Raw genomic sequence first — 25294 nt, forward strand, 5'->3', positions numbered from 1 at the left:
CCTTCACGGGCGCGAAGCTGCCGGAGTACGGCCGCTTCGTCCCGCCCGACTGGGACGAGGACCCCGCGGCGCGCGAGGTGGTCGGCTCCCGCACGCGCGTTCTGGAGAGCACCGGCGCGCGGCTGCTGTTCGAGCGGCTGCGGCTGCAGTGGACCCCGTCGTCCAGGCTCCCGGAGCACAGGGGGCGTCGCGTCTTCCGCCCGGTGGCCCACCGTGAGGACCCCCTCGCCCTGATGCCCCCGGTCATGGATGGCACCCGCATCCTGGCCGCCGAGGGCGTCGACCGGATCAGGGCATCGACGGACCTCGGCAACGTCCCCATGGCGAAGTCCTTCGCCCGCGCCGGATACGTCAACTTCGAACGTTCCCTCAACCTGGTCTGGGACTGACCCCACCTGCCGCGTCTCCGGATCGCCCCCAAACGACCTCCGGAGAGTTGGCAGGTGGGCGCCGACTCCGTGCAGATTGACCTTGCGAATTCGGCGAGAGATGGCCGGAGACAGGCTCTGCCCAATAGCTGGTCTGGTCGGCAATGCCATCGCTTCCTACGGAATGCAGACTGGCGCCGACGAGCTGGATTCCGTCGAGGACCTTCCCCGTCCGCCGAGCGCCGCCGCCGGGTTCAGGCGTCCGGCGGCGCTGGGCAGGCCATTGAGGAAGTCGCAGAGCGTCGAAGGGGAGGAGCGGCCAGGTTTACTGGGCGTTGCTCCACCCGGCTGTGCCGGAATACGAGTCGAGCAGGTCCACCACGAAGACCAGGGTCGAGCCCGCCGGGATCAACGGCGAGGGCGACTGATTGCCGTAGCCGAGACGCGGGGGAACGATGATCTCGCGCCGACCGCCGACCTTCATCCCCCTCACCCCCCGGTCCCAGCCCTTGATGACCTTGCCGCTGCCCAGGGCGAACTTGTACGGCTGGCCCCGGTCCCAGGAGGCATCGAACTCCTTCCCGGACTCGAAGGTCACCCCGACGTAGTGGACCCTGACCACCATGCCCGGCTTCACCTCGGCCCCGTCCCCGACGACCAGGTCCCGGATGGTCAGCTCGGTAGGAGCGTCACCCTTCGGAACGTCGACCTCGGGCTTCGTCAGTTCACTCATTGCAGCCTCATCACTCTCCGTCGAAAGCCCCCGCACGGACCATCCGGACACATGGACAACCCGTGCAGCAGATGGTCACGCTACCGAGAATGCCGATCCCCGGAGCACACCAAATCCATCGGCCACACGTGATGATCTTTCACGCAACCGATGACCGCGACCCCGCAGCCCGCCCCCTCAACTCCGCTGTCGGGCGGCTTTGCCGCTCGCTTAGAAGAAGCCGAGCTGCTTGGGGGAGTACGAGACCAGGAGGCTCTTCGTCTGCCGGTGGTAGAGCAGCTAAAATGCGGTTGACCTGCAGAAACGCCCGTCCCCACGCTCCTGGCCAGTGGCGCGGTCCGGGAGTGGCCCGGATCTTGGTTCTCGGGAAGGTGCTCCGCGCCCGCCGACGGCGTTCGCCCCCGGACTGGGCCCTGCCGCACCGGGCTGCCGACCGCGTAGCACTTGGCCATGGGGTCATGCGCGGGCCCCATCCGGACCAGGTCGGCCAAGTGTGGAACCAAGGTCTCCTCGAGCGGTTCGCCATGGGGACATGCGGTCACCGAGGTCTACGCCCAGCTCAAGAAGCGACTCTACTGACCCGCAGCCCGGCCGCCTCGTCGGGGCTCACGCCGTGTGCTCGGTGATGAGGGAGGTCACGGCTGCGATGGGAGGCCAGGACCATTGGCCGGCGCGCACCAGGAGCGAGGTGCGGCGGGTGCCGGCCAGGGGGTCGAGAGGCCGGAAGGCGACATCGGTGCGGTCCCGTTCGATTCCCGACTCGGCGAGCAGGGCCACTCCGAGGCCCGCCCCGACGAGGCTGTTCACCAGGTGCAGGCTGTCCATGCGATGCGCGATGCGCGGCGCGAAACCGGCGATCGCGCACACCCGCTGGACGAGTTCGTCGTCATCGGTGCCGCGCGAATTGGCGATCCATCCCGCTCCGGCGAAGTCCCGCAGTTCGGTCAGCGCGACGGGCCGTCCGGCGTCCGCGTGATGGGCGGGGACCGCGAGGAAGAGCGGCTGCTCCTCGACCTGCCGGACGCTGAGTTCCGGTGGGACCGTACGCGGCACCAGGCTGTAGTGGTAGACCAAACCGAGGTCGATGCTGCCCGAGCGCACGAGATCGATGGTGTGATCCGGCTCGTGCTCGTAGGTCTCGACCTCGATCCGCGGATACGCCGTCCCCAGCCGCGTGAGCATGGGCAGCACCACCGGCTCGACCGCGGTGAAGAAGCTCGCGAGCCGCACGCGCCCCGCTGGCTCGGCCCCGCCGCTCAGCTCGGCCCGCGCCTCCTCCACCGCGGCGAGGATGGCGACCGCGTGCTCCGCCAGGCGTTCGCCCGCAGGCGTCAGCCGGACCCGCCGCCCCACCGGCCTCAGCAGCTGTGCATCGACCTCCGTCTCTAGCACGGCCAGGTGCTTGGAGACGGCCGAGGTCCCGTATCCGGTGGCCGTGGCGACCGCGGCCATGGTGCCCAGGCGGCCCAGCTCTACGAGCAGCCGAAGTCGGCCGAGATCCGGAAGCGGGCGCGTGTCCTGGGGTGCCATACGGCAATCATCCGCTAATGGTGGTCATTGACGCCACTATTAGCCCGTGGACAGCAGGGAACGGTGCCCGCTCCAATGGCGGGATGAACGCCTCTGCCGCCCCCGTCGTGGCACCCCACCAGGTTGCCGCCACCCCCCACGGCCCGATGCGGCCCGCCGACCGGCCGCGCGGTCTGCCCGGGGCGGTGCTCCTCCTCGTCGCCATGGCGGTGCTGCACACCGGCGGTGCCCTGGCGACCGAGCTGTTCGACTCCCTCGGTCCGGCCGGCACGACCTGGCTGCGTCTTTCCTTCGCTGCCGTGTTCCTGCTCGCCTTCACCGGCCGGTCCCTTTGGCGAGTGGTACGTGCGGCCTCCCGGGCCGATCTGCTCGTCACCGTGGCCCTGGGAGCAGTCAGCGCCGGCATGATGCTGCTGTTCTCGGAGTCCGCCGCCCGGCTGCCGCTGGGTACGGCGACGGCGCTGGAGTTCCTCGGACCGCTGGCCGTGGCCGTCGCCGGGTCCCGGCGCCCCAGGGAACTGGCGTGGCTGGCGCTGGCCGCGGCAGGCGTCCTGCTCCTCACGTCGCCCTGGACCGGCGTCACCGATTTCGCAGGAGTCCTCTTCGGGCTGGGGTCGGCCGTCTGCTGGGCGTTGTACGTCATCGGCACCGCGCACGTCGGCAGCAGGTTCTCGGCGCAGCACGGCCTGGCCCTCTCCCTCGCGGTGGCCGCAGTCGTCGCCGCGCCGTTCGGGGCGCCGGAGGCGGTCGTGAACCTCGACTGGAAGGTGGCCGCCGCGGCGGCGGGCATCGCCGTACTGATGCCGCTGGTCCCCTTCCTGCTGGAGATGAAAGCGCTCCAGCGCATGACCAAGACCACCTACGGCACCCTGGCCGGCCTCGAGCCCGCCGTAAGCCTGCTGGCCGGCGTGCTCCTCATCGCCCAGACCCCGACCGTCGTGCAGGCGGCGGGCACCGTACTCGTCGTCATGGCAGGGATCGGAGCGGCACGCCGGGAAACGGGCCGTTGACGGGTTCTGCCTGCTGCACCCGCTGATCGCGGAACATGCAAGCCCGACACCCGGAGGCTCAACTGGTCTCTGGATCACTGCGGTTGGGAGAACAAGCAGGCGTTCCATGAGGGGGCTGGGGTATGCGGGGGTCGGGGCAGGGGGTCCTGCTCGGCGGGCGGTACGTGCTCGACGAGAAGATCGGCGGCGGGGTCATGGGCGAGGTCTGGCCGGCCGCCGACCACGTGCTGGAACGGGACGTCGCCGTCAAGATTCTGCTGCCCGAACTCCTCGACGACGACATGTTCGCCGCGCGCTTCCGGCGCGAGACGAAACCCCTCGCCGCCCTCAGGCACCCCACCTCCGGAGCCAAGACCCAGCAGTGGTACGTCCCTTAGCTTGGTTCAGGCGGGATCATCAGAGTAGGGGACGACGGTCTTGCTGCCTTCGCTGACGACCCCATACACGTCGTCAGTGGTGAGCTTCTGCTTCGTTCGGTCCCCTTCGAAGAAGGCGACACGACGCTTCAGTCGAAAGCGGTTAAACTTTTCCATCACTTCTTGAGCGATATCGGGCAGCATGTCTTTCGGCGCCGTAACGGCGCCGAAAGAGCCCTCGATGACATGCCCGGAGTGCGGGTCGCGAAGTATCCCCCAACCCCCGTCCCTTGCAAGAATTTGCATGAGGTAGGTGTATGTGGCCGAAGGGGTGGCATGGAGCAGGGCACTCGACGACGGGTGCTGTTCCCTTTTTCGCACGACGGTGACGAGGTAATCGGTATCGTTTGCGGCGCCCGCCAGAACGAACATGCGCCTTGAGCGCGCCCAGGCTCCAGGGGCCATCGGCCCCTCGCGCTCCAACTCGAGAACGAGAGACAGCGCGAGTTCATCACGGGTGGATTCGTCGCTCATCGTCCCGGGAACGCTTCGGCGGAGGTGGATGAGGGGGGCGTCGTCGGCGATGAGGGGGAGGAACTTGGTCACCACCACGAGAGCTTCTTCCATGGTCGGAAGGATGAATCCGTCCCGCGCGATGATCACGCCTTCGATTCCATCGGGATCCATCGGCGTCACGCCGTGGCGCCCGGTTGGGAGTACCGGCGTGGTGAGCTGCCCGTGAGATCCAGAGTTCGGGCAAGGTCGGCCAGGGAGCTCCGGCGCGTCAACGGGCGCCGTGTATGACTGCACCCCCTTGCTCAGGCAGTTCCTGCACAGCGTGTACCGGCAATTCTGGCATTGCAGGCCGATGGGGTTGCCGATCGTGAGCTTGGTCGGTCCATTGGCGTTCAGGACCGTGTGACGTGAGTACCAGAGGACACCGCAGTTCGAGCATTCCGTTGCGACCGGCGCCAGCAGCGCGCTCACTCTTTGGGTGTCGGTCAGAGGTTCGTCGGATTCGAGCAGTTCCGTGCGGCTCTGGCCCAGGACCACGAGAGCCAGGAACAAGGCGTCGGTGCTCTCGGGGGCATGGCGCAGATGCCGCAGTACCTCGTCCAGAGCGGTACGGCGCCGACTGCCCGCCAGAAGTTCCTCGACCGTTTGCCGCAGGGCCGGAAGGGGTTCCCACTGTTTTGGGAGTTCGAATCGTCGCACGGGGATCACCGCCAATCCATGAGGGCGGCCGCTTCGGCATGGCGTCCGCCGCCGGTCAACGCCTGGTGAGTTGTGTCTCGGACGGTCGCGAAGAATTCTGGAGGCAGCGGTGTCGCCAGCAATCGGTTCAGCCGGTTCACGGCCTCGCCGAACCGGCCGAGCCGGATCAATGCGCGCGCCAGCGCAACCTCCCTGTGCTGCTGGTCAATTTCGGGCAGTGGAACGGCTACTGCGTCCACAGGGGGCCTGTGGAGGCTTTTGGCGAGCATGACGGCGAGCTTCCGGAATGACTGCGGCCGTTCTTCCATGTGTTCCTGCAGGCAACTCGACAGGAAAATATTGAGGCCTTCGCCTGGCAGGAGGAAAGGAACCTCAGCCATCGTGGACTGACCCCAATAGAACTGCTCGGTGCGGTGACGTGGGCCTGAGGACGCGTAGTAATCGAGCAGTTGCGCGCGCTGAGTATTCGGGTCCGGAGCCAGCGGGAAGGGGTAGGGAAGCTTTCCCGTACACGCTTCGTAGAGAAGCACCCCAAAGGAGAAGACGTCAGCCCGCGAGTCGCACGATTCCCGCCGGAGCACCTCGGGCGCGGCGTACGCCCAGGTTCCACCCGGTGCGGTCGAGAAGCGCCCATCCTGGATGCGGACCTGCTGGGCCAAGCCGAAGTCGGCGATCTTGGCGCGACCGGCGTCGTCGACGAGCACGTTCGACGGCTTGAGATCGAGGTGGGCGACCTCGGTGCCCTCCTTGGACAGGTGAGCCATGCCGTCGCACACCTGCTGGAGGATCTCGGCGAGGTGGAGCCCGGGTTGCTCTTGTATCAGGTCGGTCAGGGTCGAGGGAACGTACTCGAAGACGATGCCCAACTGCCCGCGCAACTCGACCACGTCAAGCGCGGTGATGGTGTGGGGATGGGGTTCGAGCCCCAGCAGCATCGCGAGTTCCGCATCGCCGGTGAGCGCGGCGGACAGCCGAGTCTTGATCGCGCGGCGTTGTCCGCGCTCAAGGTCGTCGACGATCAGGACCCATGCCTGCCCGCCGCGGCGGAGTTCCGCCACCGACCAGCGACCATCCAGCACCTCGTCGATGGCAGCGGGCGCGCCCGTTAACGGTGGGGGCGCTTCGTACGGCTCATCGACGGTCAGATCGCTGTCCAACTGGTGGCTCCTCCTCGTCGTCCGGCGGCGTCGGTCCTGCATTCGGGTCGAAAAGATCAGGCGCGGAAAACTCCACCAGCAGCATTCCGCTCGCGACACTCAGGCGATCCTTGTCGCCGACCGGGCAGGAGTCACCCTTGACGAGCTTCAACTGCCTCGTGGCGCCCGACAGGGACGCGGGTCGGGAGCCCATGTGCTGGTAGACCAGTGTCGTGCCGACCAGGGCCAGGTGGCCGTGGAAGCGGCTGTCGCGGTCGTCCGGCAAGTACACCCGATTGTGGGCATTGCGGCCGAGCGAAACGTTGAAGTCGTCTGATTCCAGGATGAGTTCGGCTGCGCTTCCCCGCAGCCACGACAACCGCAACGTCCCGGTCACGAACTGGCGGACCGGTTTGGCGAGACGGAGGCGCCCGGGAGCGAGCGCGACGAGATCCTCAGTCGGGGCGAGCAGCACGGTGTCGCGGTTCCAACGTCCCGAGTTGAGGCGCGCCGATACGACGCCGATGACGCCGCCCGTTCCGGTGAGTAGCACCGGGGCCCCGCTCATGCCTGGTTGAGCGTGCCGGCAGCTCGCCTTCACCCAGGCACGGCCCTTCTCCGCCATTGCGCCGACGTAGCTGCCGACACCGGAGTCGTAGTCGCGTGATGCGGCGAAACCGCGCAGGTGAACCGGGTCTCCCGGCGTGGCGCTCGTGTGTGAAACGAGCGTCATCGGTTGCCAGTCCCCGGTCCCGCGGACTTGGATGAGCGCCACATCGGCTGCCGGATCCGAGGGCAACGAGGTGTCGACCGGCAGCGACAATCCGGGCGCAGCGATCGGCTCGAAGGTCCATTCGGCGTCTGCGTGGGGAGTGAGAACGTGAGCTGCGGTGGCTGCGAGCCCATCGGCAGTGACGATGAATGCGGTCGCGACGGCCATGCCGTCGCGTACCAGCCTTCCTACGGTGTCCACGAGGAAGCCTCAGTCCGGGAAGAGCCGGTTGGCCAACTCGAGTACGGGATCACCGCCGAGTCGGGGATCGACGGAGAGCCGTTCCGCCCCTCCGTCGGTTCCGGGCGTGCGGGTCGCCTTGACCGCTGCTGCCAGCTTCTCGCCGTTGATGACCGCTGTCTGGTTGGCCTCCGCGCGGGTCTCGGCGGCCTCCGCCCGCGCCTGCAAGTCCGCCACCCGCTGTCTTTGCACCGTCGTGCCGAACAATGCGCCGACTGCCGCGAACGCGACGGCCTCCACCGACCCCAGGACGACCAGCAGGCGTGACCAGGTGACCTCGCTCGCGCCAGTGTCGAAGGCCAACCAGATGAGAAGCCCGAGCCATACCGCGATGACCGTGACCGCCACGACGAGCGCGGCCCCCGCAAGCGATGAGCCCGGCTCCGCTCCGCCGTCCGTACTCTCAGTTCCAGACACCGAACCTGCCCATCTCTTCGATGACACCCTCCCGGACACTCGCGCGGTCAATGGGACGACGGTTGCGCTCGATGCAGAGTGGTTCGCAGCTTCAACGGTTCACAGCGAGCTCGAAGGAGTCTGCCTCCCCCTCACGTTAGGGTCGATCCCCCCTCGAGGGGTGGGAATCCTTTAATTCGAAGTACGCCGGTCGCGGGGGCGCGTGGCCGAGGCAGGGTGTGGGTGCGGGGCGGGTGGCGCGGTGTCGGCGGACCCGCACGGCGGTGGGTTCGCCAGGGCGCGGGCGGCTGCCGGCGATCAGCTGGTGGCGCGGGTTCGGTTGGGAGGAACCGGGAGAGGGCACGCCATCTAGGCTGCGTGTGGATCGGGCTGCGCGGAAGGCGCCTGACGGGTAAAAACGCAGCTCAGGCGCCTTCTGTTGGGCCTCTAGAAGAAGCCGAGCTGCTTGGGGGAGTACGAGACCAGGAGGTTCTTCGTCTGCTGGTAGTGCTCCAGCATCATCTTGTGGGTTTCGCGGCCGATGCCCGACTGCTTGTAGCCGCCGAACGCCGCGTGTGCCGGGTAGGCGTGGTAGCAGTTCGTCCACACGCGGCCCGCCTGGATCGCGCGCCCCGCGCGGTAGGCGGTGTTGATGTCACGGGTCCAGACGCCCGCCCCCAGCCCGTACGCCGTGTCGTTTGCGATCCGCACCGCGTCGTCGAAGTCGTGGAACGAGGTCACCGACACCACCGGGCCGAAGATCTCCTCCTGGAAGATCCGCATGCGGTTGTCGCCCTCGAAGATGGTCGGCTGGACGTAGAAGCCGCCCGCCAGGTCCCCGCCGTGGTCGATGCGCTCGCCGCCGGTGAGGATCTTCGCACCCTCCTGCCGGCCGATCTCCACGTACGACAGGACCTTCTTCAGCTGCTCCTCCGAGGCCTGCGCGCCGATCATCGTGTCAGTGTCCAGCGGATGCCCCGGCACGATCAGTTCCGTTCGCGCCACCGCCGCGTCGAGGAAGTCCCCGTACCGGCCCCGCTCGATCAGGGCGCGCGACGGACTCGTGCACACCTCGCCCTGGTTGAGGGCGAACATGGTGAACCCCTCCAGGGCCTTGTCGCGCAGGTCGTCCTCGGCCGTCCAGATGTCGTCGAAGAACAGGTTCGGGCTCTTGCCGCCGAGCTCCAGGGTGACCGGCTTCAGGTGCTCGGCCGCGTACTGCATGATCAGCCGACCGGTGGCGGTCTCCCCGGTGAAGGCGATCTTCGCGACGCGCGGGCTGGAGGCGAGCGGCTTTCCGGCCTCTTCGCCGAAGCCGTTGACGACGTTCACCACGCCCGGCGGCAGCAGGTCCGCCACCAGGCTCAGCCAGTAGTGCACCGACGCCGGGGTCTGCTCGGCGGGCTTCAGCACCACCGTGTTCCCCGCCGCCAGCGCCGGGGCCAGCTTCCACACCGCCATCAGGATCGGGAAGTTCCACGGGATGATCTGGCCGACCACGCCCAGCGGTTCGTGGAAGTGGTAGGCCACCGTGTCGTCGTCGAGCTGGCTCAGGGCACCCTCCTGCGCGCGCAGCGCACCCGCGAAGTAGCGGAACTGGTCGATCGCGAGGGGCATGTCCGCGGCGAGCGTCTCGCGGATCGGCTTGCCGTTCTCCCAGCTCTCCGCGACCGCGAGCGCCTCCAGGTTCTGCTCCATCCGGTCGGCGATGCGCAGCAGGATCGTCGACCGCTCGGCGACGGAGGTCCGCCCCCAGGCGGGCGCCGCCGCGTGCGCCGCGTCCAGCGCCCGCTCCACGTCCTCCGCCGTACCGCGCGCCACCTCCGTGAAGGTCTCCCCGGTGACGGGGGACGGGTTCGCGAAGTACCGGCCGAGGGCGGGCTCGACGTACTCGCCGCCGATGAAGTGGCCGTAGCGGGACGCGTACGACATGAGCGCCCCCTTGGTACCGGGCGCAGCGTAACGGGCCATGGGTGTCCTCCCCTTGCCGGGCGCCGGCCTCCGTCGGACAGCGCTCGGTGGGAGGCTAGGAGCGGGCAGGTTGCGGATACGTTGCACGCCCGCGGCCACCGGGCCACCCGAGCGGCCGTACGGCAACCCCGCGCGCGCCGAGCTCCCCGTCCAGGGCGCGTACGCGGGCCAGCGCGGCCGGCCGGCCCTCGGGAGGCAGCGCCGACGCCAGGGCCCGCCACGCCTCCGGGTCGTCCGCGCCCCACGGGCTGCACACCCAGTCGGTCAGCAGCCCGGCATCCGCGCGGGCGATCACGGCGGCCCGCGCCTGGTCCTCGATCCGCCGCCGCAGCCGGACGATGCCCGGCGCGGTGGAGGCGGGCAGGAGGGGGCCGGGGTAGTGGTGGAGCGCGGCGGAGATCGCGCCGGCGGCCAGGTGCCGGGTCAGGGCCGTGAAGTCGGTGTCCAGCGGACCGGCCGTGCGGTAGGGCCGCGAGAGCGGGGCGGCGGGCCCCAGCAGGGCGCGCAGCCGGGAGATTTCGGCGCGTAACGTCACGGGTGACACCGACTCGTCCTCGTACAGCGCGATCGCCAGCTCCTCGCCCGACAACCCCGCGGTGTGGTGCGCCAGCAGCACCATGATCTCGCTGTGCCGCCGCCCCAGCCGTACCGGGCGGCCCCCCGTGACCAGCAGCGCCTCGTCCTGACCGAGCGCGGTGAGCGCGTCGCCCGCCGCCGGCGGCCCGGGATCGATCAGGGCCAACTGGGCCTCCGCCGCCCGCGCGACCGCCTGGACGAAGGCGAGGGAATGGGGGTGGGCGAGACCGTCGCCACCCGTGATGTCCACCGCGCCCAGCAGCCCGCCCGTGCGCGGATCGCGGACCGGGGCCGCCGCGCAGGTCCACGGATGGACCCGGCGGCTGAAGTGCTCGGCTCCGAAGACCTGAACGGGCTCGCCGACTGCCACGGCCGTACCCGGCGCGTTGGTTCCCATCGCCGTCTCCGCCCAGCGCGCGCCGGGGACGAAACCGAGCCCCTCCGCCCGCCGCAGCGTGCCCGGTTCGCCCTCCACCCACAGCAGCCTGCCCTGGGCGTCGCACACCGCCAGCAGGTGCGCCCCGTGCGCGGCGAACGTCCCGACCAAGTCCCGGAACAGCGGCATCACCCGGGCCAGCGGGTGCTCCGCGCGGTACGGCCGAAGCTGCGCCTCCGCCAGTTCCACCCGCGGGGTGCACTCCGGGCTGACCCGGGCCCGGGCGCACCGCCGCCAGGACCGCGCGATGACCGCGCGGACCGGGGCCTCGACCCGCCCGTCCCGGGTGAACGCGGCATGCGCCCGCCGCAGTTCGCGCGTGCGCTCGGCGGGATCGGCCCCGCCCGGCAGGGCCACCGAAGGATCGTCCATGTCACCCTCCCGTGGAGCCGCGGTACCCGCAGCGCCCCATCGTCGTCCCGCTACCGGCCCCCGACAAGCGGTACGTCGGCCAGTCCGCGCCGAAACCGGCTACGCGGGATCGGCCGCCAGCGCCGAGGCCGGGTCCGGGGCCGACGGGCCCGTCGGGATCCAGCGGCCCGCCTCGCGGTGGTACGGCCACCAGCGCCCCTCCCGGCCCAGCCGGAGCTGGCGCCCGGTGTCCGCCTCCGTCCAGCGGGCGCGGACCCGCCGCAGTGCCGGAGCCTGTTCGTCCGCCCAGGCCGCGGCCAGCGCCGCCCGGGCCCGGGTCAGCGTGGTTCGGTCCGGCGTCCGGTCGTCCTCCAGCGCCGCGAGGGCCGGAGCCCCGCCGAAGCCCCAGGCCAGTACGGCCCGTTCCATGTCGGCCCCGTCGCGTCCGGAAGCCGCCGACAGGCGGGCGCGGAGCCGGATGTCACCGGCCTCGGCAGTGAGGCGTACGGCGTCCTCGGCAGCCGTGAGAGGAGCGGGAGGACGGCGATCGGCATGGCCCGGAGCCAGCGCTTCCGCGAGCTGCCGGTGCGCCGCCGACGCGGCCGCCTGCGCGAGGAACTCCACGGCGTCCACGTCCAGCCCCTCCGCTTCCGCCTCGGTGTCCAGCGTCGGCGGCTGGCCCGGCGCGTCCGGCAGCCCCGGCAGCGCGGGCAGCGGCGGGAGGGCCGCCCGTGCCGCGAAGGCATCCGCCGCCGGGACCCCCTCGTCGGCGGGTGTCCGCGGAGCTTCCGCTTCGGTGGTGCTCCGCGCCTCCAGCTCCTCGAGCAGCTGCCGTTCGCCGCGGCCCCGCAGGAGCAGCAGCACGAACGGGTCCTGGTCCAGCAGCCGGGCCACCTGGTAGCAGAGCGCCGCCGTGTGCGGGCAGTGGTCCCACTCGCCGCAGTCGCAGCGCGGGTCGAGGTCCCCGATGCCGGGCAGCGGATCCACCCCGGCCGCCGCCGCGTCCTCGGCCAGTTCCGGGGGCACCTCACGGTCCAGCAGTGCGGCGATGTACCCCGACTCCGCGGCCGCCAGCCCCAGCAGCCGGTCCCATTCCGCTTCGGTGAACTCCTGCACCAGCACGTCCGTCCGGTGCGCCGTCCCGTCCCGGTCGCGCACCACTGCGGTCAGCCCGCCCGGGCGCGCCGAGACGGCCCCGACCGCGCCCGCGCGCGCGTACCGGCGCCCCTGCCTGACCTGCTCCCCGTCGAGCGCGCTGTCCTCCAGGGCGCGCAGCCAGGCGTGGCCCCACCAGGTGCGGGCGAAGCCGCGGCCGGGGGCCGGCGGGAGCGCCGGAAAGGTCTTCTCGTACGGGTCTCGGGTGCTCATCCGTCACTCCCCGGGGGTCGGGCGCAGCGCCACGAGGTCGGCCAGTTCGGCATCGGTCAGTTCGGTCAGCGCGCTGTCGCCGCCCGCGAGGACGGCGTCCGCGAGGGCCCGCTTGCGCTCCAGGAGCTGCGCGATCCGGTCCTCCACGGTGCCTTCGGCGATGAGGCGGTGCACCTGCACGGGCTGGGTCTGCCCGATCCGGTAGGCGCGGTCGGTGGCCTGCTCCTCGACGGCCGGGTTCCACCAGCGGTCGAAGTGGATGACATGGCCGGCCCGGGTGAGGTTCAGCCCGGTGCCCGCCGCCTTCAAGGACAGGAGGAAGACCGGGACTTCGCCCGCCTGGAAACGGTCGACGAGCTCCTCGCGGCGCGCCACCGGTGTACCGCCGTGCAGGAGCTGCGAGGCGATCCCGCGTCCGGCGAGGTGCTTCTCCAGGATCCTGGCCATCGCCACGTACTGGGTGAAGACGAGGACCGAGCCGTCCTCGGCGAGGATGGTGTCGAGGAGCTCGTCGAGCAGGTCCAGCTTGCCGGAACGGGCGCCGGCCATCTCCTTCGAGTACTGCGCGGGGTGGTTGCAGATCTGCTTGAGGGAGGTCAGCAGTTTGACCACCAGGCCGCGCCGCTCCATCCCGTCCGACTCCGCGATCGCGGCGAGGGTCTCGCGTACGACGGCCTCGTACAGCACGGTCTGTTCGCGGCTGAGGGTGACGGGGTGGTCGGACTCGGTCTTGGGCGGCAGCTCGGGCGCGATGCCGGGGTCGGACTTCTTGCGGCGCAGCAGGAACGGGCGCACCAGGGCGCTCAGCCGGGCCGCCGCCTGCGGATCGCGGCCGCTCTCGACGGGCTCGGCGTAGCGGGTGCGGAAGGCGCCGAGGCGGCCGAGGAGTCCGGGTGTGGTCCAGTCGAGGACGGCCCACAGCTCGGAGAGGTTGTTCTCGACGGGGGTGCCGGTGAGTGCGACGCGCGCCGGGGCCGGGATGGTGCGCAGCGCCTTCGCGGTGGAGGAGTGCGGGTTCTTGACGTGCTGGGCCTCGTCGGCGACGACCATGCCCCAGCCGGTGGCGGCGAGCCGGGGCGTGTCCGCGCGCATCGTGCCGTAGGTGGTGAGGACGAAGCCGCCGGTGAGGTCCGCCAGGCTGCGGGCGGGGCCGTGATAGCGGCGCACGGGTGTGCCGGGGGCGAACTTCTCGATCTCCCGCTGCCAGTTGCCCAGCAGGGACGCGGGACAGACCACCAGCGTCGGCTCGGGGTGGGCACGGTCGCTGTCGCTGTCGCTGTCGCTGTCGCTGTCGCGGTTGCGGTGCAGGTGGAGCGCGATGAGGGTGACGGTCTTGCCGAGGCCCATGTCGTCGGCGAGGCAGGCGCCGAGGCCGAGCGAGGTCATCCGGTCCAGCCAGCGCAGGCCGCGCAGCTGGTAGTCGCGCAGGGTGGCGCGCAGCTCAGGGGGTGCGGCGGGGCCGTCGGGCTCTTGCGGATCGGCGGTCAGCCGCGCCCGCAGCCGCTCGAGGGGACCGGCGGCCTCTACGTCGACCCGCCGGCCGTCGATCTCCGCCGACCCGGTGAGTACGGCGGCCAGCGCGTCGGCGGCCGTGAGCTTGCTGCCTTGGCGGGCGCGGGCCCGGCGGGCCTCGGCCGGGTCGATCAGGACCCACTGGTCGCGCAGCCGGACCAGGGGGCGGTTCGCCTCGGCGAGGCGGTCGAGCTCGGCGCGGGTGAGGTCGTCCTGGCCGCCGAGGGCGTAGTGCCAGCTGAAGGAGAGCAGGGCGCCGGGGGAGAGCAGGCCGGAGGGGAGGGCGGATTCGGGGGACTGCGGGGATGACTGGGGGCCCGGGGAGCCTACGACGGCGCGGGCGGTGAGGGTACGGGCGAGCCCGCGCGGCCAGTGCACCTGCACCCCGTCGGCGGCCAGGGCGCCGGAGGCCTCGCCGAGCAGCTCGGCGACCTCCTCGTCGGCGAGTTCGACGGAGTCCGGTACGGCCGCGGCGAGCAGCGGGGTGAGCGGGGGCCACAGCCGGGCGGCGCGGCGCAGCGCGCGCAGGGCGTCCATCCGGGCCCCGGGCGGGAAGGCGGTCGCGGCCGCCCCGGATCCGGCCCAGACCTCGGCGGCGTCGGCGACCAGGGCGGCGTCGGCCAGGCCGTGCATCTGGAGGACGGCCCGGAAGGAGGACGCGGCGTCGGGGACGCCGTCGAGCTCGATCCGCAGGGAGATGCGCACGCCGGCGTCGTGTCCGGCGGCCACCTCGGCGGCCCAGTCCCGCAGTTCGGGGTGCGGCCGGGGCGGGCGGGCGGCGTAGGCGGACCCGGCGGCGGCCGCGGGGGCGGCGGGGGAGCGGGGCAGGGTGTCGGCGACGGCGTCCAGGAAGGCGCGCAGCAGCGGCTCCGGGGCGGGCAGCCGGGGCGGACCGTCCGAGCCCAGGGGTACGCAGTGGGCCTCGGGCGGCATGGCGGCGGCCAGCTGCCGGACCTCTTCGAGGTCGGTGGCGTCCAGGGGGCCGGTGCGCCAGGCGTCGTGGCCGGCGGGGCTCAGCCCGGGGAGGAGCTGCCCGCGGGCGAGGAAGCGCAGGGCCAGCAGGGCGGCGGCGCCCCAGAAGGCCGCACTCGCCGACGGGCCGCTTCCGCTGTCGGGACCGGCTGCGGGTTCGGTTGCCGGTTCGGTTGTCGGGTCGGTTCCGGTTCCGGGGTGGGCGGCGGCCGTGCGGGCGCGTGTGAGCAGCGGCAGGGCTTCGTCGACGGGCAGCACGAGGGCGGTGACGGCGGTCCGCCGCAGGTCGGGGGTGACGACGAAGAGATCCTCGTGGGCACCGGTGCCGGTGCCGTGCGGGGCGCCGGTTCCGCTGCCGGCGCCTGGAGCCTGGCCGTCCGTTCGCCAGAGGGCGATCCGTCCGCCGCGGGCCGGGTCGGCGGGAAGGAAGACGGCCGAGCAGTGGATGAGGCCGGAGATCTCGGGGAGCACGCATTCCTCAAACTTGACTACCGGGGTTCAGGGCGGCCGAGGCTACCCCACCGCCGGCGTCGGGAGGCTCGGGCCGGGCCGTGACCCGGGTCACTTCGCGGGCCGTTCCGGTGTCCGGGAACGCGTCGCCGCGGTGGTGCGTTGAGGGGGTAGTGGTCGACGACGGGTGGAGGTGTCCGCAGATGTCCACGAGCGGAAAGGTCGCGGTTGCCGGAGTCGTGGCAGCCATCGTGTTGTTCTGGGCGGTCGGGTTCTGGGCGGGGTTGCTGGTCCTGATCGGTGTGCCCGCGGCCGCCTATCTCCTGCTGGACTCCTCTCAGCGGCGTCGGCTGCGGGGTATATCCAGGAAGCAGATCGGCCGCTGACGTCGGCGGTGTCGGCCGTGCTCCGGCTTCGGCGCGGAGCCCGGCCGATTCGATGGCCCGGCGGGGTGCTTCGACCCGTGACGCCCGGGCGCCGAGATCAGGAGGCGCCGGTGGTGGCGCCGGGGGCGCCGTCCCGCGCGTTGTCGGGCGCGAGGTCCGGTTCGAGCAGCATCCGGGCCGAGTTGTCCACGAGCTGTCGGAGCACCGGCAGATAGACCTCGTCTCCGCCCAGTTCGTCCAGGAGGCGGTGCGCCTCGTCGCGGTAGCCGTCGATGTCCGCGCGGTACCGGTCGAGAAGGGCGGGTGCCCGCAGGAGGCCCGCGAGCTCTCCTCGTGCCTGCCGGGATCGCCCGGCGGCGGCGCACAGATCCAGAATGCGCCCACGGGATTCAGGAGCCGCGTCCTCGACGGCGCATGCGAGGAGATAGGTCACCGTGCCGTTGGCCAGGTCCTCGTTGCGGCCGGACAGGATGTCCTCCTGGTCGTTGAACAGCTGCCAGATGATGCCGAAGACATAGCCGAACTCACGCCACAGCTCCACCCTCTCGCACTTCGTTCCGGAGAGGATCGCGGCCATCGCGGTGATCATGCCGTAGGGTGCGCCGGATTTGCCGCGGTAGGTCTCGATCACCGAGCCGCGCGTGGCGCCGGCCGCGTCCCCGCGCATGTCCGCCATCTGGCCGTCGGCGGCCGCGATCGAGCCGTTCACGATCTCGGTGAGCAGTTCGCCGTGCACGGACTCCGGAACCCGTTGCGACAGGATGATCTGGACGGGAAGTATGTTTCCCGCGATGACGGACGCCAGCAGTGTCTCGTTCTCGGTGAGCCCGTCGGAAGCCGCGCTGCCGTTCCCGTCGGCCAGGTCGTCGAGATGGCAGGCCGAAGTCCACCACAGCAGGTGCACGGCGGAAATCGGCACGGCCGGTTCGGGGAAGCCCGTCTCGGCACCGTGCACGAGCAAGGGCAGTACCGAGATCGGATATTTCAGTTTCCGCTGCTCCAGGAGTTCGGCGACGGCGGTCCGGGCCGTGGCCGAGGCGGGGTCGAGCCGTTCCAGCGCGGCCGCTATCTCCGCGTCGATGTCCTGAGAGAGTTCCCGGTGTAAGTCCAGGTACGACAGGGAATTCACGAATGCCCTCCATCGTGAGAATGCGTCGAAGGGCGAACCACGCGCCCTTTGTGTCGCGTTACGTCACCGATTCGAACATTCTGGGCGGAGGGGATCCAGAGCCAATTCCCGCCGTGGCCGATCCCTTTCGGCCATCAAGCGTCGAGGCTTGGCCCGACGGCCGGGTCAGTAGTAGTCGCGCATCAAGGCCGTCGCCCACTCCGGCTGCCGCAGCTCGCCGCGGGGACCGAACTCGGCCATGTACGGCTTCAGATCGAGTACGGGGGTGCCGTCCACCGCGTCGAGGCCCTCCACGTGGACGTCCAGGCCGTCCACCTTCACCACCCGGCACCGCGAGACGCCGAGCCGGTTCGGCCTGTTCTTGCCGCGCTGGGCGAAGATGCCGACCAGCGGCCAGTCCGGGTTGCCCCGGGGGCGCCGTGCGCCCGTCTCGACCTTCTCCACTGGCACCCGGTCGAAGTGGTAGACGACCTCGACGTGCGAGAACTCCTCCAGGCCGTACAACGCCTCGGGGCCGAACCGGCCGGCGTCCAGGCGGATCACCGCCGTCTCGCGCCCCCAGTCGTCGTCGACCGCCTCCGCGCGGCCACCCACGACCACGCCCACCGGCTCGCACTCCACCGTCATCGTTCCCCTCGGATGTCCGTTTGCGTTCACGCCGGGCGCACCGCGACGCGGTCGAGCGCCGCCAGCAGCTCCGGCAGATCGGTCTCCCCGTCGCGCGGGACCGCGAGCACCCCGCTCGGCTCCTCGTCGAGCAGGACGAAGGCGGCATCACCGGTACGGGCCACCAGCGACCAGCCGGGGCCGTCCACCCGCAGCGTCCGGGCCTCCTCACCCGCGAACGAGGAGCGCACCCGCCCGGGCGGCGGCGGGCTCAGCGTGTACTCCAGGGCCGCCTTCAGCGCCCGCGCGAGTCCGGGATGCGCGGCGGCCGCCGCCCCGCCGTCCGTCGCCTCGCGCTCGCGCCAGTCACCCCACTGCCGGGCGATCTGGTCCGCGGCCATCCGCCGCTGCACCGGCCCCCACGCCTCCGCCGAGGGCGGCGCCAGCGGCACCCGCCCGGTGCCGTCCGCGCCCTGCTCCGGATCGTGCGGTTCCGGGATGCCCGAGGCCGCCACCGACAACTCCAGCGGCCAGCCCGCCAGCGAGACCACGATCGACCGCTCGTCGGGGGACAGGTCGTAGTCCATCCCGCAGTCCCAGGAGGCGATGGCCGTGGCCACGAGCGAGACGTCGTCCACGACGACCGTCCACCGCGCGCCCTCCTCGTCCTGGCCGAGCACCAGCCCGTAGCCTTCCCCGTTCGGTGCCACACCCAGCAGGGAGCAGGCCTCGGGGAAGTCGTCGCCCAGGACACTGGGGAACTGCGCGGGGGTCAGCAGCACGGCGGTCAGCACGTACAGCGAGCCGCCACCCTCGTCGTCGGACACCTGGCCTCCCGGTAGCTCTCTTGTCGGCGCACCTTAACCAGCGGGTAACCCGCCCGTCGAGGGCCTGCGGCCCACGATTTCCAAGGCCGCTACCTGCACGTAGAGTTGGGAGCCCGCCACAGAAAGGGACACCCGGTGCAGCGTTACGACCGGCTGAGGGAGATCCTCCGTCTCGATCCCGACAAGGACTTCCTCGCCATCTACCGGCTCACCGCCACCTATGAGTTCCCCTGGGACTTCACCCGCGCCCTGGAACTCGCCCTGTTCCGCACCTACGCCGTCCCCGCCATCGGCGGCCTGCTGGCCGACACCGCCGAGTTCACGGACCGCACCCAGAAGCGCTACGACGACACCGCGCTGCTCCTCGACGCCATCGTGGAGCACGGCTTCGAGAGCGACACCGCGCGCACCGCGATCCGCCGCGTCAACCAGATGCACCGCAGTTACGACATCTCCAACGAGGACATGCGCTACGTCCTGTCCACTTTCGTGGTGATTCCGTCGCGCTGGTTGGACGCGTACGGCTGGCGTCCGCTGACCCACCACGAGCGCAGGGCCTCGGCGAACTACTACGCCACCTTGGGCCGCCATCTGGGCATCACGGACATTCCCGGCTCTTTCGAGGAGTTCGAGTCCACCCTGAACGCCTACGAGGAGGCCCACTTCGGCTGGGACGAGGGCGCCCGGCAGGTCGCGGACTCCACCCTCGACCTGATGGCCTCCTGGTACCCGGCGCCGCTCGCCCCTGCCGTCCGCGGCGCGAGCCTCGCCCTGCTCGACGAGCCGCTGCTGGACGCCTTCCGGTTCGCCCGCCCGCACCCCCGGGTCCAGCGGCTGGTCCAGGGCGCCCTGCGGCTGCGCGGGCGCGCGGTACGGCTGCTGCCCCCGCGCAAGGCCCCGCACTACGCCCGCCAGAACCCGGAGATCAAGAGCTATCCCGGTGGCTACGACGTGGGCGAGCTCGGCACGTTTCCCGTGCCCGGAACCGGCGGCTGCCCCGTTCCGCATCCTCGCCGGCCGGCCGGAGCAGAGGCTCAGCCTCCGGCGTGATCCCGGGTACCTCCGCGCGTCCCGGGCAAGGGGCCGACGTACAAGACGTGTGTCACCGGTGCCGTACGGCCAGCACCAGGAAGCGGGCGTCCTCGTCGGCGTACGAGGTCATCTCCCAGCCCGAACGGGCGAGCAGCGGGCCGAGGTTGTGCTCGGCCCGCAGGTCCTCCGGAGTCAGTTCCCGGCCGTGGCGGGCGGCGAGGGCCGCTCGCCCGATCGGGTGAAAGAGTGCGAGCCGGCCGCCGGGGCGGACCACCCGGGCCAGCTCGCGCAGGTTCGCGGCCGGGTCGGGCAGGTGCGCGATCAGCCCGGCGGCGAACACCGCGTCCAGCGTCCCGTCGCGCAGCGGCAGCCGGGCCACGTCCGTGAGCAGCAGTGCACCCTGCGCGGCCCGCCCCGCCCGCTGCGCGGCGGCCAGCATCTGCGGGGTGAGGTCGGCCCCGAGCACGATGCCGGCAGGTCCGACGGCGGCGCGCAGCGGGGTCAGGGCCCGCCCGGTGCCGCAGCCCGCGTCGAGCACGCGGTCCCCGGGCCGCAGTCCGAATTCGGCGACGGCGGTCGCGAAGGCGGGCGCGTCCTCGGGGAACTTGCGGTCCCAGTCGGCGGCGCGCGCTCCGAAGAACTCCTGCACGTGCGTGTGGTCTTCGCTCATGTGCCCATGATCCCCCACCGGCGAGGACGCGTGGATCTGCGGACCGTGTGCAAGGTGGTACGCGGCGTGATCGAAGATGAACGTATCTCTGTCATATTCCAGCAGTTACAGCGGCTTTCGGAATGCGCCCCGTGTTCGCGCCCTCACCCGGACTAGCGTCCGGTGGCCATGGGACACCTGGGACATCTGGACCACGCCGCCTACGGCTGGCTGACACCCGTGCTGTCATACGTGATGGCATCCGTCGGCGCCGCCCTCGGGCTGCGCTGCACCGTCCGCGCGCTCGCCGCGACCGGCACCGCCCGGCGCAACTGGCTCCTGGCCGCGGCCTCCGCGATCGGCACCGGCATCTGGACGATGCACTTCGTCGCGATGCTCGGCTTCGACGTCACCGGCACCGAGATCCACTACAACGTGCCGATCACCATCCTCAGCCTGCTCGTCGCCATGCTGGTCGTCGGCGCGGGGGTGTTCGCCGTCGGCTACGGCAAGGACCGCGGCCGGGCCCTCGTCCTGGGCGGTCTCACCACCGGCCTCGGCGTCGCGAGCATGCACTACCTCGGCATGGCGGCCCTGCGCCTGCACGGTGACGTCTCCTACGACCCGCTCACCGTCGGACTCTCCGTCGTCATCGCCGTGGTCGCTGCCACCGCGGCCCTGTGGGCCGCGCTCAACATCAAGTCACCGGTGGCCGTGGCCGTCGCCTCGCTCGTCATGGGCGCCGCCGTCAGCAGCATGCACTACACCGGGATGACCGCCGTCGCCGTCAGCGTCAGTCCCTCGGACGCCGCCCTGCCCGGTGCGACGGCCATGCAGTTCATCTTCCCGCTCGCCGTCGGGCTGGGCTCCTACCTGTTCATCACCGCCGCCTTCGTCGCGCTGTCGCCGACCGCCGACGAGCGGGCCGCCTCCGACTCCGTACGGAAGCTGGGGGAACGGGCCGCGCCCGCCCACTGAGCACACCGGACGCACGGTACGTACGCACGGCACGTACGCACGCACGGCACATACGCACGGCACATACGCACCCACCTGCACCCGTATCTGTACCCGCACCCGAATCCGCCCTTGCAGAACACGCACGCCGAACGACCCGCACCTGTCGGTACCGCCCCGGAACGAGGAGTCCATGCGCACACCCCGCAGACAACCGGAAGCAGCGGCGCCGCGGCTCCCCGCGCCGGCGGGCGGCCACGGCCACGGCTCGGGAACGGGCCGCCGGGCCCACGCCGGGCCGCCGGCCGACGAACGCCCGGAACAGGCACTCCACCAGCCCGCCCCGGCGCCGCACGAGCGGGGTCCCCGGCTGCGGCTGCGCCCCGCCACCGTCCGCGCGAAGATCGTTTCACTGCTGATGGTCCCCGTCGTCTCGCTGCTCGCCCTGTGGGCCTTCGCCACCGTCAGCACCGCCCAGGACATCGCCCGGCTCAGCCGCGTCCAGCAGGTCGACACCGAGATACGCACCCCCGTCGCCGCCGCCGTCACCGAGCTCCAGGCCGAACGGCGCGCCGCCGTCCGCCTCCTCGCCGACCCCGCCGCCGACCCGGCCGCCCTGGACCAGCAGGCCCGCCGCACCGACGCCGCCGTCCGGCGGCTGCGGCTCGGAGAGCGCAACACCGTCGCCGACTCCGGCGACTACGGCTCGGACGTCGTGGTCCGCCTGGGCGCGTTCGTCGTCGACGCCGAGGCGCTGGAATCCGCCCGCAAGGACATCACCGGACGCCGTGCCACCCCCGAGGCCGCCTACGAGATCTACACCCGCGTGGTCGACTCGGCCCTCGCCGTGGGCGGCGCCCTGACCGGCGGGGAGGACGCAGAACTCGGCCCCGCCTCCAGGGTCCTGCTGGAATTCGCCCGGGCCGGAGAGCTTCTCTCCCGGGAGGACGCGCTGCTCGCCGTACCGGGTCCGCGCAGCGCCGAAACGCTTCGGCAGCTGATCGGCACCATCGAGACCCGGCGCGCCCTCACCGCCGCCGCGGCCCGCGACCTCCCCCCTGCCCAGCAGTCCGCCTGGCAGTCCGTGGCCAAGAGCGCCGCCTACGCCGACCTCACCGCCGCCGAGGACCGGGCGCTTGCCGCCGGCGCGGCCAAGGAGGTGCGCGGGGTACCCGCCGGATGGGAGGCCGCGCACACCGGCATCGGCGCCTCGATGCGGGAGATCGAGGGAGCCGCGCACGCCGCGGCCGCCGACCGGGCCGACCCGTTCGCCGAGGGGGCGCTCAGCCCGGCCGGAGCCGCCGTGCTGCTGGGCCTGGCCGCCGTCGCCGCCTCGCTGGTCATCTCCGTCCGCATCGGCCGCGCCCTGGTCGTGGAACTGGTCTCCCTGCGCAACACCGCGCTGGAGATCGCCCACCGCAAGCTCCCGTACGCCATGGAGCGGCTCCGCGCGGGCCGGGCCGACGAGATCGACGTCGCCGGCGAGACCCCGGACGGGCCGCCCGCCGACGACGAGATCACCCAGGTCGGCGAGGCGCTCGCCACCGTCCACCGGGCCGCGCTCAGCGCCGCCGTCGAACGGGCGGAGCTGGCCAGCGGGGTCTCCGGGGTCTTCGTCAACCTCGCCCGCCGCAGCCAGGTCCTCGTGCACAAGCAGCTCACCCTGCTCGACTCGATGGAACGGCGCGCGGACGACCCGAACGAGCTCGGCGACCTCTTCCGCCTCGACCACCTGACCACCCGGATGCGCCGGCACGCGGAGAGCCTGATCATCCTTTCGGGTGCGGCCCCCGGCCGGGCCTGGCGGATGCCGGTCCCGCTCACGAACGTCGTACGGGCCGCCGTCTCCGAGATCGAGGACTACCCCCGTGTCGAGGTGCGCCAGCTCGCGGAGGCCGCCGTGGTCGGCGGAGCCGTCGCCGACCTCACCCACCTGCTGGCCGAACTCATCGAGAACGCCGCCCAGTTCTCCCCGCCGCACACCAAGGTCCGCGTCAGCGGCGAGCCGGTCGGCGCCGGATACGTCCTGGAGATCGAGGACCGCGGGCTCGGCATGGGCCGCGAGACCCTGAGCGACGCCAACCGGCGCATCGAGCAGTCCGAGGCGCTCGACCTCTTCGACAGCGACCGGCTCGGGCTCTTCGTCGTCAGCCGTCTCTCGTCCCGCCACGGCGTGAAGGTGCACCTGCGGACGTCACCGTACGGGGGCACCACCGCCGTGGTGCTGCTGCCGAACTCCATGCTCCAGGGAGCGATCACGGCCGGCGCCCCCGGGCCGGAACCCCGGGCGGGGGCGACCGCCGGGGCACGGACCGCGGCATCGGTACCCGTACCGGTACCCGCTCCCGTACCGGCTTCGGAGCCGGCCCCGGAGGCGGAGCAGCCGCCGGCGATGACCGTCGTACGGGAGGACGCACGCGGACTCCGGGACCCGGACCCCTCCCCCGCCCGGGAAGAGCCGCGCCCCGCCCCGGTGGCCGCGCTGCGGCCGCGCGCTCCGGGCGGCGCGGTCACCCGTACGCAGGTCGCCGCGGCCCCCGCCGCCTCGGTGACGGAACTGCCGCGCCGGGTCCGCCAGGCCAGCCTCGTCCCGCAGCTGCGCGAGACCCCCGCGCCCAAGGCCCCGGCGGGCGCGCGCCTCGCCGAGGAACCGCCGGGGCGCAGCCCCGAGCAGGCGCGGGACCGGATGGCCGCCTACCGGGCCGGATGGGTCCGCGGCGCCGAGGAGAACTCCCCTCACGCAGGCAGCGCGCGCAGCGAAGGCAGCGAAGGCAGGCAAGGCAGCCATGGCAGCAAAGGAGAAGTGTGATGATCGAACACCAGAGAATCGACCTCAACGGCGGCGTCCGCAGGTCCGGTGAACTGGACTGGCTCCTGGACGACCTGGTGGTCCGGGTCCGGGAGGTCCGGCACACCGTGGTGCTGTCCAACGACGGCCTGCCGGTCGGCGCTTCCAGCGCGCTGAGCCGGGAGGACGCGGAGCACCTGGCCGCCGTGGCCTCCGGCTTCCACAGCCTGGCCAAGGGCGCGGGACGGCATTTCCACGCCGGGGGCGTACGCCAGACGATGGTCGAGATGGACGAGGGCTTCCTCTTCGTCGCGGCCGCCGGGGACGGCTCCTGTCTGGCGGTGCTCAGCAGCGCCGGGGCCGACATCGGGCTGATCGCCTACGAGATGGCACGACTGGTGAAGCGGGTCGGCGAGCACCTGTACACCCCGCCCCGGTTCGCGGCACGGCCGCCGGCCGCCGGCTGAGGGCGGCGGTCCGGCACATGAACGGCCAGTGGTACGACGCCGACGCGGGCCCGCTCGTCCGTCCGTACGCGATGACCGGCGGGCGTACGAAGCCGGGACCCCACGGGGTCCGCTTCGACCTGATCGCGCTGGTCGTCGTGGATCCGGAGGGCGCCGACGCGGCCGCCGAGTCGCTGCTCGGACCGGAACACCGGGCACTGCTCGGACTCTGCCGGTCCGAGACCCAGTCGGTGGCGGAGCTCGCCGCCGACGCCGACCTGCCCGTGGGGGTGGTGCGGGTGCTGCTCGGCGACCTGCTGGAGGGCGGGCATGTCAAGGTCAGCAGGCCGGTACCGCCCGCGCAGCTGCCGGACGAGCGGATTCTGCGGGAAGTCATCGAGGGATTGCGAGCGTTGTGATGGGACTGCATGACGACGGACCGGTGGATCCCGGTCCCGGGGACGACACCGAACTGGCCGCGCTCGCGCTGAAGATCCTCGTGGCGGGCGGCTTCGGGGTCGGCAAGACCACGCTGGTGGGCGCGGTGAGCGAGATCCGCCCGCTGCGGACGGAGGAGCTGCTGAGCGAGGCGGGCGAACTCGTCGACGACACGGGCGGGGTGGACCAGAAGACGACCACGACCGTGGCCATGGACTTCGGGCGGATCACCATCCGGTCCGGGCTGTCCCTGTACCTGTTCGGCACACCGGGCCAGGACCGGTTCTGGTTCATGTGGGACGAGCTGTCGCAAGGGGCGCTGGGCGCGGTGGTGCTCGCCGACACGCGGCGGCTGGAGGACTGCTTCCCGGCGGTGGACTACTTCGAGCACCGGCGCATTCCGTTCGTGGTGGCCGTCAACTGCTTCACCGACGCACGGCGTTACGGGGCCCACGACGTGTCGAGGGCGCTGGACCTGGACCAGGGGACGCCGGTGGTGCTGTGCGACGCGCGGGACAAGGACTCGGGGAAGGAAGTGCTGATCAGGCTGGTCGAGTACGCCGGGCGGGTGCACACCGCCCGGCTGCTGGACTCGGTGGAGCCGCAGGCCGATTCGGTGTGAACCGGCCGGCGAGGAACCTCGG

23 protein-coding genes and 1 pseudogene are annotated in these 25294 nt (G+C 71.7%); 10 read left to right on the top strand and 14 right to left on the bottom strand.

Annotation, left to right across the window (positions count from 1 at the left end):
- Positions 1-8: 8 nt before the first annotated feature.
- Positions 9-389, top strand: a pseudogene (locus JIW86_RS33850) (hypothetical protein); the annotation flags it as partial.
- 304 nt (positions 390-693) lie between these two features.
- Here JIW86_RS33850 and JIW86_RS33855 read toward each other — a convergent pair.
- Together JIW86_RS33855 and JIW86_RS33860 are read right to left on the bottom strand one after the other, a co-directional pair.
- Positions 694-1101: an FKBP-type peptidyl-prolyl cis-trans isomerase gene (locus JIW86_RS33855; protein WP_285444422.1), complete on the bottom strand. Its 408-nt coding sequence runs from the start codon at positions 1099-1101 to the stop codon at positions 694-696.
- A gap of 606 nt (positions 1102-1707) precedes the next feature.
- On the bottom strand, positions 1708-2631 hold the full coding sequence (locus tag JIW86_RS33860) for a LysR family transcriptional regulator (RefSeq protein ID WP_257557742.1): 924 nt from the start codon (positions 2629-2631) through the stop codon (positions 1708-1710).
- Between the two features lie 83 nt (positions 2632-2714).
- On the opposite strand from JIW86_RS33860, the gene JIW86_RS33865 reads away from it, so the two are divergent.
- Complete coding sequence (locus tag JIW86_RS33865; RefSeq protein WP_257557744.1) at positions 2715-3641, top strand: EamA family transporter; 927 nt, start codon at positions 2715-2717, stop codon at positions 3639-3641.
- A gap of 122 nt (positions 3642-3763) precedes the next feature.
- Complete coding sequence (locus JIW86_RS33870; protein WP_257557745.1) at positions 3764-4018, top strand: hypothetical protein; 255 nt, start codon at positions 3764-3766, stop codon at positions 4016-4018.
- Between the two features lie 6 nt (positions 4019-4024).
- On the opposite strand, the gene JIW86_RS33875 is transcribed toward JIW86_RS33870, so the two are convergent.
- The 8 genes from JIW86_RS33875 to JIW86_RS33910 all read right to left on the bottom strand — a co-directional run bounded on the left by JIW86_RS33875 (position 4025) and on the right by JIW86_RS33910 (position 15413).
- Positions 4025-5212 carry a hypothetical protein gene (locus JIW86_RS33875; protein ID WP_257557747.1) on the bottom strand — a complete coding sequence of 396 codons (1188 nt, stop codon included), beginning with the start codon at positions 5210-5212 and terminating at the stop codon, positions 4025-4027.
- 5 nt (positions 5213-5217) lie between these two features.
- The gene (locus JIW86_RS33880) at positions 5218-6369 is read right to left on the bottom strand and encodes a serine/threonine-protein kinase (RefSeq protein ID WP_257557749.1); all 1152 of its coding nucleotides are present in this window, start codon (positions 6367-6369) and stop codon (positions 5218-5220) included.
- Positions 6344-7321, bottom strand: a complete 978-nt coding sequence (locus tag JIW86_RS33885) for a S1 family peptidase (RefSeq protein WP_257557750.1) — start codon at positions 7319-7321, stop codon at positions 6344-6346. Before JIW86_RS33885 ends, JIW86_RS33880 begins: the two co-directional genes overlap by 26 nt.
- A 9-nt stretch (positions 7322-7330) precedes the next feature.
- Positions 7331-7708 (bottom strand): hypothetical protein, encoded by a 378-nt coding sequence (locus tag JIW86_RS33890; protein ID WP_257557752.1) that lies wholly within the window; start codon positions 7706-7708, stop codon positions 7331-7333.
- 495 nt (positions 7709-8203) lie between these two features.
- A complete protein-coding gene (locus tag JIW86_RS33895; protein ID WP_215150482.1) occupies positions 8204-9727 on the bottom strand; it encodes an aldehyde dehydrogenase family protein in 1524 nt (507 codons plus the stop codon).
- A 55-nt stretch (positions 9728-9782) separates the two neighbouring features.
- Complete coding sequence (locus JIW86_RS33900; protein WP_257557755.1) at positions 9783-11111, bottom strand: GAF domain-containing protein; 1329 nt, start codon at positions 11109-11111, stop codon at positions 9783-9785.
- A gap of 99 nt (positions 11112-11210) precedes the next feature.
- On the bottom strand, positions 11211-12458 hold the full coding sequence (locus tag JIW86_RS33905; RefSeq protein WP_257557757.1) for an SWF or SNF family helicase: 1248 nt from the start codon (positions 12456-12458) through the stop codon (positions 11211-11213).
- Positions 12459-12461: 3 nt separating this feature from the next.
- Positions 12462-15413 (bottom strand): DEAD/DEAH box helicase, encoded by a 2952-nt coding sequence (locus JIW86_RS33910; protein WP_257557759.1) that lies wholly within the window; start codon positions 15411-15413, stop codon positions 12462-12464.
- Between the two features lie 182 nt (positions 15414-15595).
- On the opposite strand from JIW86_RS33910, the gene JIW86_RS33915 reads away from it, so the two are divergent.
- Positions 15596-15778 carry a hypothetical protein gene (locus tag JIW86_RS33915; RefSeq protein ID WP_215150480.1) on the top strand — a complete coding sequence of 61 codons (183 nt, stop codon included), beginning with the start codon at positions 15596-15598 and terminating at the stop codon, positions 15776-15778.
- Positions 15779-15875: 97 nt separating this feature from the next.
- Here the strand turns inward: JIW86_RS33915 and JIW86_RS33920 are convergent, their stop codons facing one another.
- From JIW86_RS33920 to JIW86_RS33930, 3 genes are all read right to left on the bottom strand, one after another.
- The gene (locus tag JIW86_RS33920) at positions 15876-16907 is read right to left on the bottom strand and encodes a polyprenyl synthetase family protein (protein WP_257557760.1); all 1032 of its coding nucleotides are present in this window, start codon (positions 16905-16907) and stop codon (positions 15876-15878) included.
- A gap of 165 nt (positions 16908-17072) precedes the next feature.
- Positions 17073-17534, bottom strand: coding sequence for an SAM-dependent methyltransferase (locus tag JIW86_RS33925; protein ID WP_257559539.1), 462 nt, complete (start codon positions 17532-17534; stop codon positions 17073-17075).
- Between the two features lie 26 nt (positions 17535-17560).
- A complete protein-coding gene (locus JIW86_RS33930; RefSeq protein WP_215150478.1) occupies positions 17561-18340 on the bottom strand; it encodes a hypothetical protein in 780 nt (259 codons plus the stop codon).
- Between the two features lie 135 nt (positions 18341-18475).
- Between JIW86_RS33930 and JIW86_RS33935 the strand changes: the two genes are divergently transcribed.
- Complete coding sequence (locus JIW86_RS33935) at positions 18476-19390, top strand: oxygenase MpaB family protein (protein ID WP_257557761.1); 915 nt, start codon at positions 18476-18478, stop codon at positions 19388-19390.
- A gap of 52 nt (positions 19391-19442) precedes the next feature.
- On the opposite strand, the gene JIW86_RS33940 is transcribed toward JIW86_RS33935, so the two are convergent.
- Positions 19443-20042, bottom strand: a complete 600-nt coding sequence (locus tag JIW86_RS33940; protein WP_257557763.1) for a class I SAM-dependent methyltransferase — start codon at positions 20040-20042, stop codon at positions 19443-19445.
- 177 nt (positions 20043-20219) lie between these two features.
- Here JIW86_RS33940 and JIW86_RS33945 point away from each other — a divergent pair, with 177 nt between their 5' ends.
- The 5 genes from JIW86_RS33945 to JIW86_RS33965 all read left to right on the top strand — a co-directional run bounded on the left by JIW86_RS33945 (position 20220) and on the right by JIW86_RS33965 (position 25272).
- On the top strand, positions 20220-20999 hold the full coding sequence (locus JIW86_RS33945; RefSeq protein ID WP_215146927.1) for an MHYT domain-containing protein: 780 nt from the start codon (positions 20220-20222) through the stop codon (positions 20997-20999).
- 172 nt (positions 21000-21171) lie between these two features.
- Positions 21172-23787, top strand: a complete 2616-nt coding sequence (locus tag JIW86_RS33950; RefSeq protein ID WP_257557764.1) for a nitrate- and nitrite sensing domain-containing protein — start codon at positions 21172-21174, stop codon at positions 23785-23787.
- Positions 23787-24233, top strand: a complete 447-nt coding sequence (locus tag JIW86_RS33955) for a roadblock/LC7 domain-containing protein (protein ID WP_215146895.1) — start codon at positions 23787-23789, stop codon at positions 24231-24233. The genes JIW86_RS33950 and JIW86_RS33955 overlap by 1 nt, the downstream gene beginning before the upstream one ends.
- A gap of 17 nt (positions 24234-24250) precedes the next feature.
- Positions 24251-24631: a DUF742 domain-containing protein gene (locus JIW86_RS33960; RefSeq protein WP_215146896.1), complete on the top strand. Its 381-nt coding sequence runs from the start codon at positions 24251-24253 to the stop codon at positions 24629-24631.
- The gene (locus tag JIW86_RS33965) at positions 24631-25272 is read left to right on the top strand and encodes a GTP-binding protein (RefSeq protein WP_257557767.1); all 642 of its coding nucleotides are present in this window, start codon (positions 24631-24633) and stop codon (positions 25270-25272) included. Before JIW86_RS33960 ends, JIW86_RS33965 begins: the two co-directional genes overlap by 1 nt.
- Positions 25273-25294 lie beyond the last annotated feature (22 nt).

Origin of the sequence: Streptomyces sp. NBC_00162, from assembly GCF_024611995.1 — a bacterium.
In the GTDB taxonomy this organism is placed as follows: domain Bacteria; phylum Actinomycetota; class Actinomycetes; order Streptomycetales; family Streptomycetaceae; genus Streptomyces.

What these genes read in the sequence shown, in the direction of transcription:
- JIW86_RS33860 (WP_257557742.1), bottom strand. Translation starts at nt 2,631, where the DNA reads ATGGCACCCCAGGACACGCGCCCGCTTCCGGATCTCGGCCGACTTCGG.
- JIW86_RS33895 (WP_215150482.1), bottom strand. Translation starts at nt 9,727, where the DNA reads ATGGCCCGTTACGCTGCGCCCGGTACCAAGGGGGCGCTCATGTCGTAC.
- JIW86_RS33940 (WP_257557763.1), bottom strand. Translation starts at nt 20,042, where the DNA reads ATGAGCGAAGACCACACGCACGTGCAGGAGTTCTTCGGAGCGCGCGCC.
- JIW86_RS33855 (WP_285444422.1), bottom strand. Translation starts at nt 1,101, where the DNA reads ATGAGTGAACTGACGAAGCCCGAGGTCGACGTTCCGAAGGGTGACGCT.
- JIW86_RS33870 (WP_257557745.1), top strand. Translation starts at nt 3,764, where the DNA reads ATGCGGGGGTCGGGGCAGGGGGTCCTGCTCGGCGGGCGGTACGTGCTC.
- JIW86_RS33955 (WP_215146895.1), top strand. Translation starts at nt 23,787, where the DNA reads ATGATCGAACACCAGAGAATCGACCTCAACGGCGGCGTCCGCAGGTCC.
- JIW86_RS33925 (WP_257559539.1), bottom strand. Translation starts at nt 17,534, where the DNA reads ATGACGGTGGAGTGCGAGCCGGTGGGCGTGGTCGTGGGTGGCCGCGCG.
- JIW86_RS33915 (WP_215150480.1), top strand. Translation starts at nt 15,596, where the DNA reads ATGTCCACGAGCGGAAAGGTCGCGGTTGCCGGAGTCGTGGCAGCCATC.
- JIW86_RS33900 (WP_257557755.1), bottom strand. Translation starts at nt 11,111, where the DNA reads ATGGACGATCCTTCGGTGGCCCTGCCGGGCGGGGCCGATCCCGCCGAG.
- JIW86_RS33965 (WP_257557767.1), top strand. Translation starts at nt 24,631, where the DNA reads ATGGGACTGCATGACGACGGACCGGTGGATCCCGGTCCCGGGGACGAC.
- JIW86_RS33950 (WP_257557764.1), top strand. Translation starts at nt 21,172, where the DNA reads ATGCGCACACCCCGCAGACAACCGGAAGCAGCGGCGCCGCGGCTCCCC.
- JIW86_RS33865 (WP_257557744.1), top strand. Translation starts at nt 2,715, where the DNA reads ATGAACGCCTCTGCCGCCCCCGTCGTGGCACCCCACCAGGTTGCCGCC.
- JIW86_RS33905 (WP_257557757.1), bottom strand. Translation starts at nt 12,458, where the DNA reads ATGAGCACCCGAGACCCGTACGAGAAGACCTTTCCGGCGCTCCCGCCG.
- JIW86_RS33960 (WP_215146896.1), top strand. Translation starts at nt 24,251, where the DNA reads ATGAACGGCCAGTGGTACGACGCCGACGCGGGCCCGCTCGTCCGTCCG.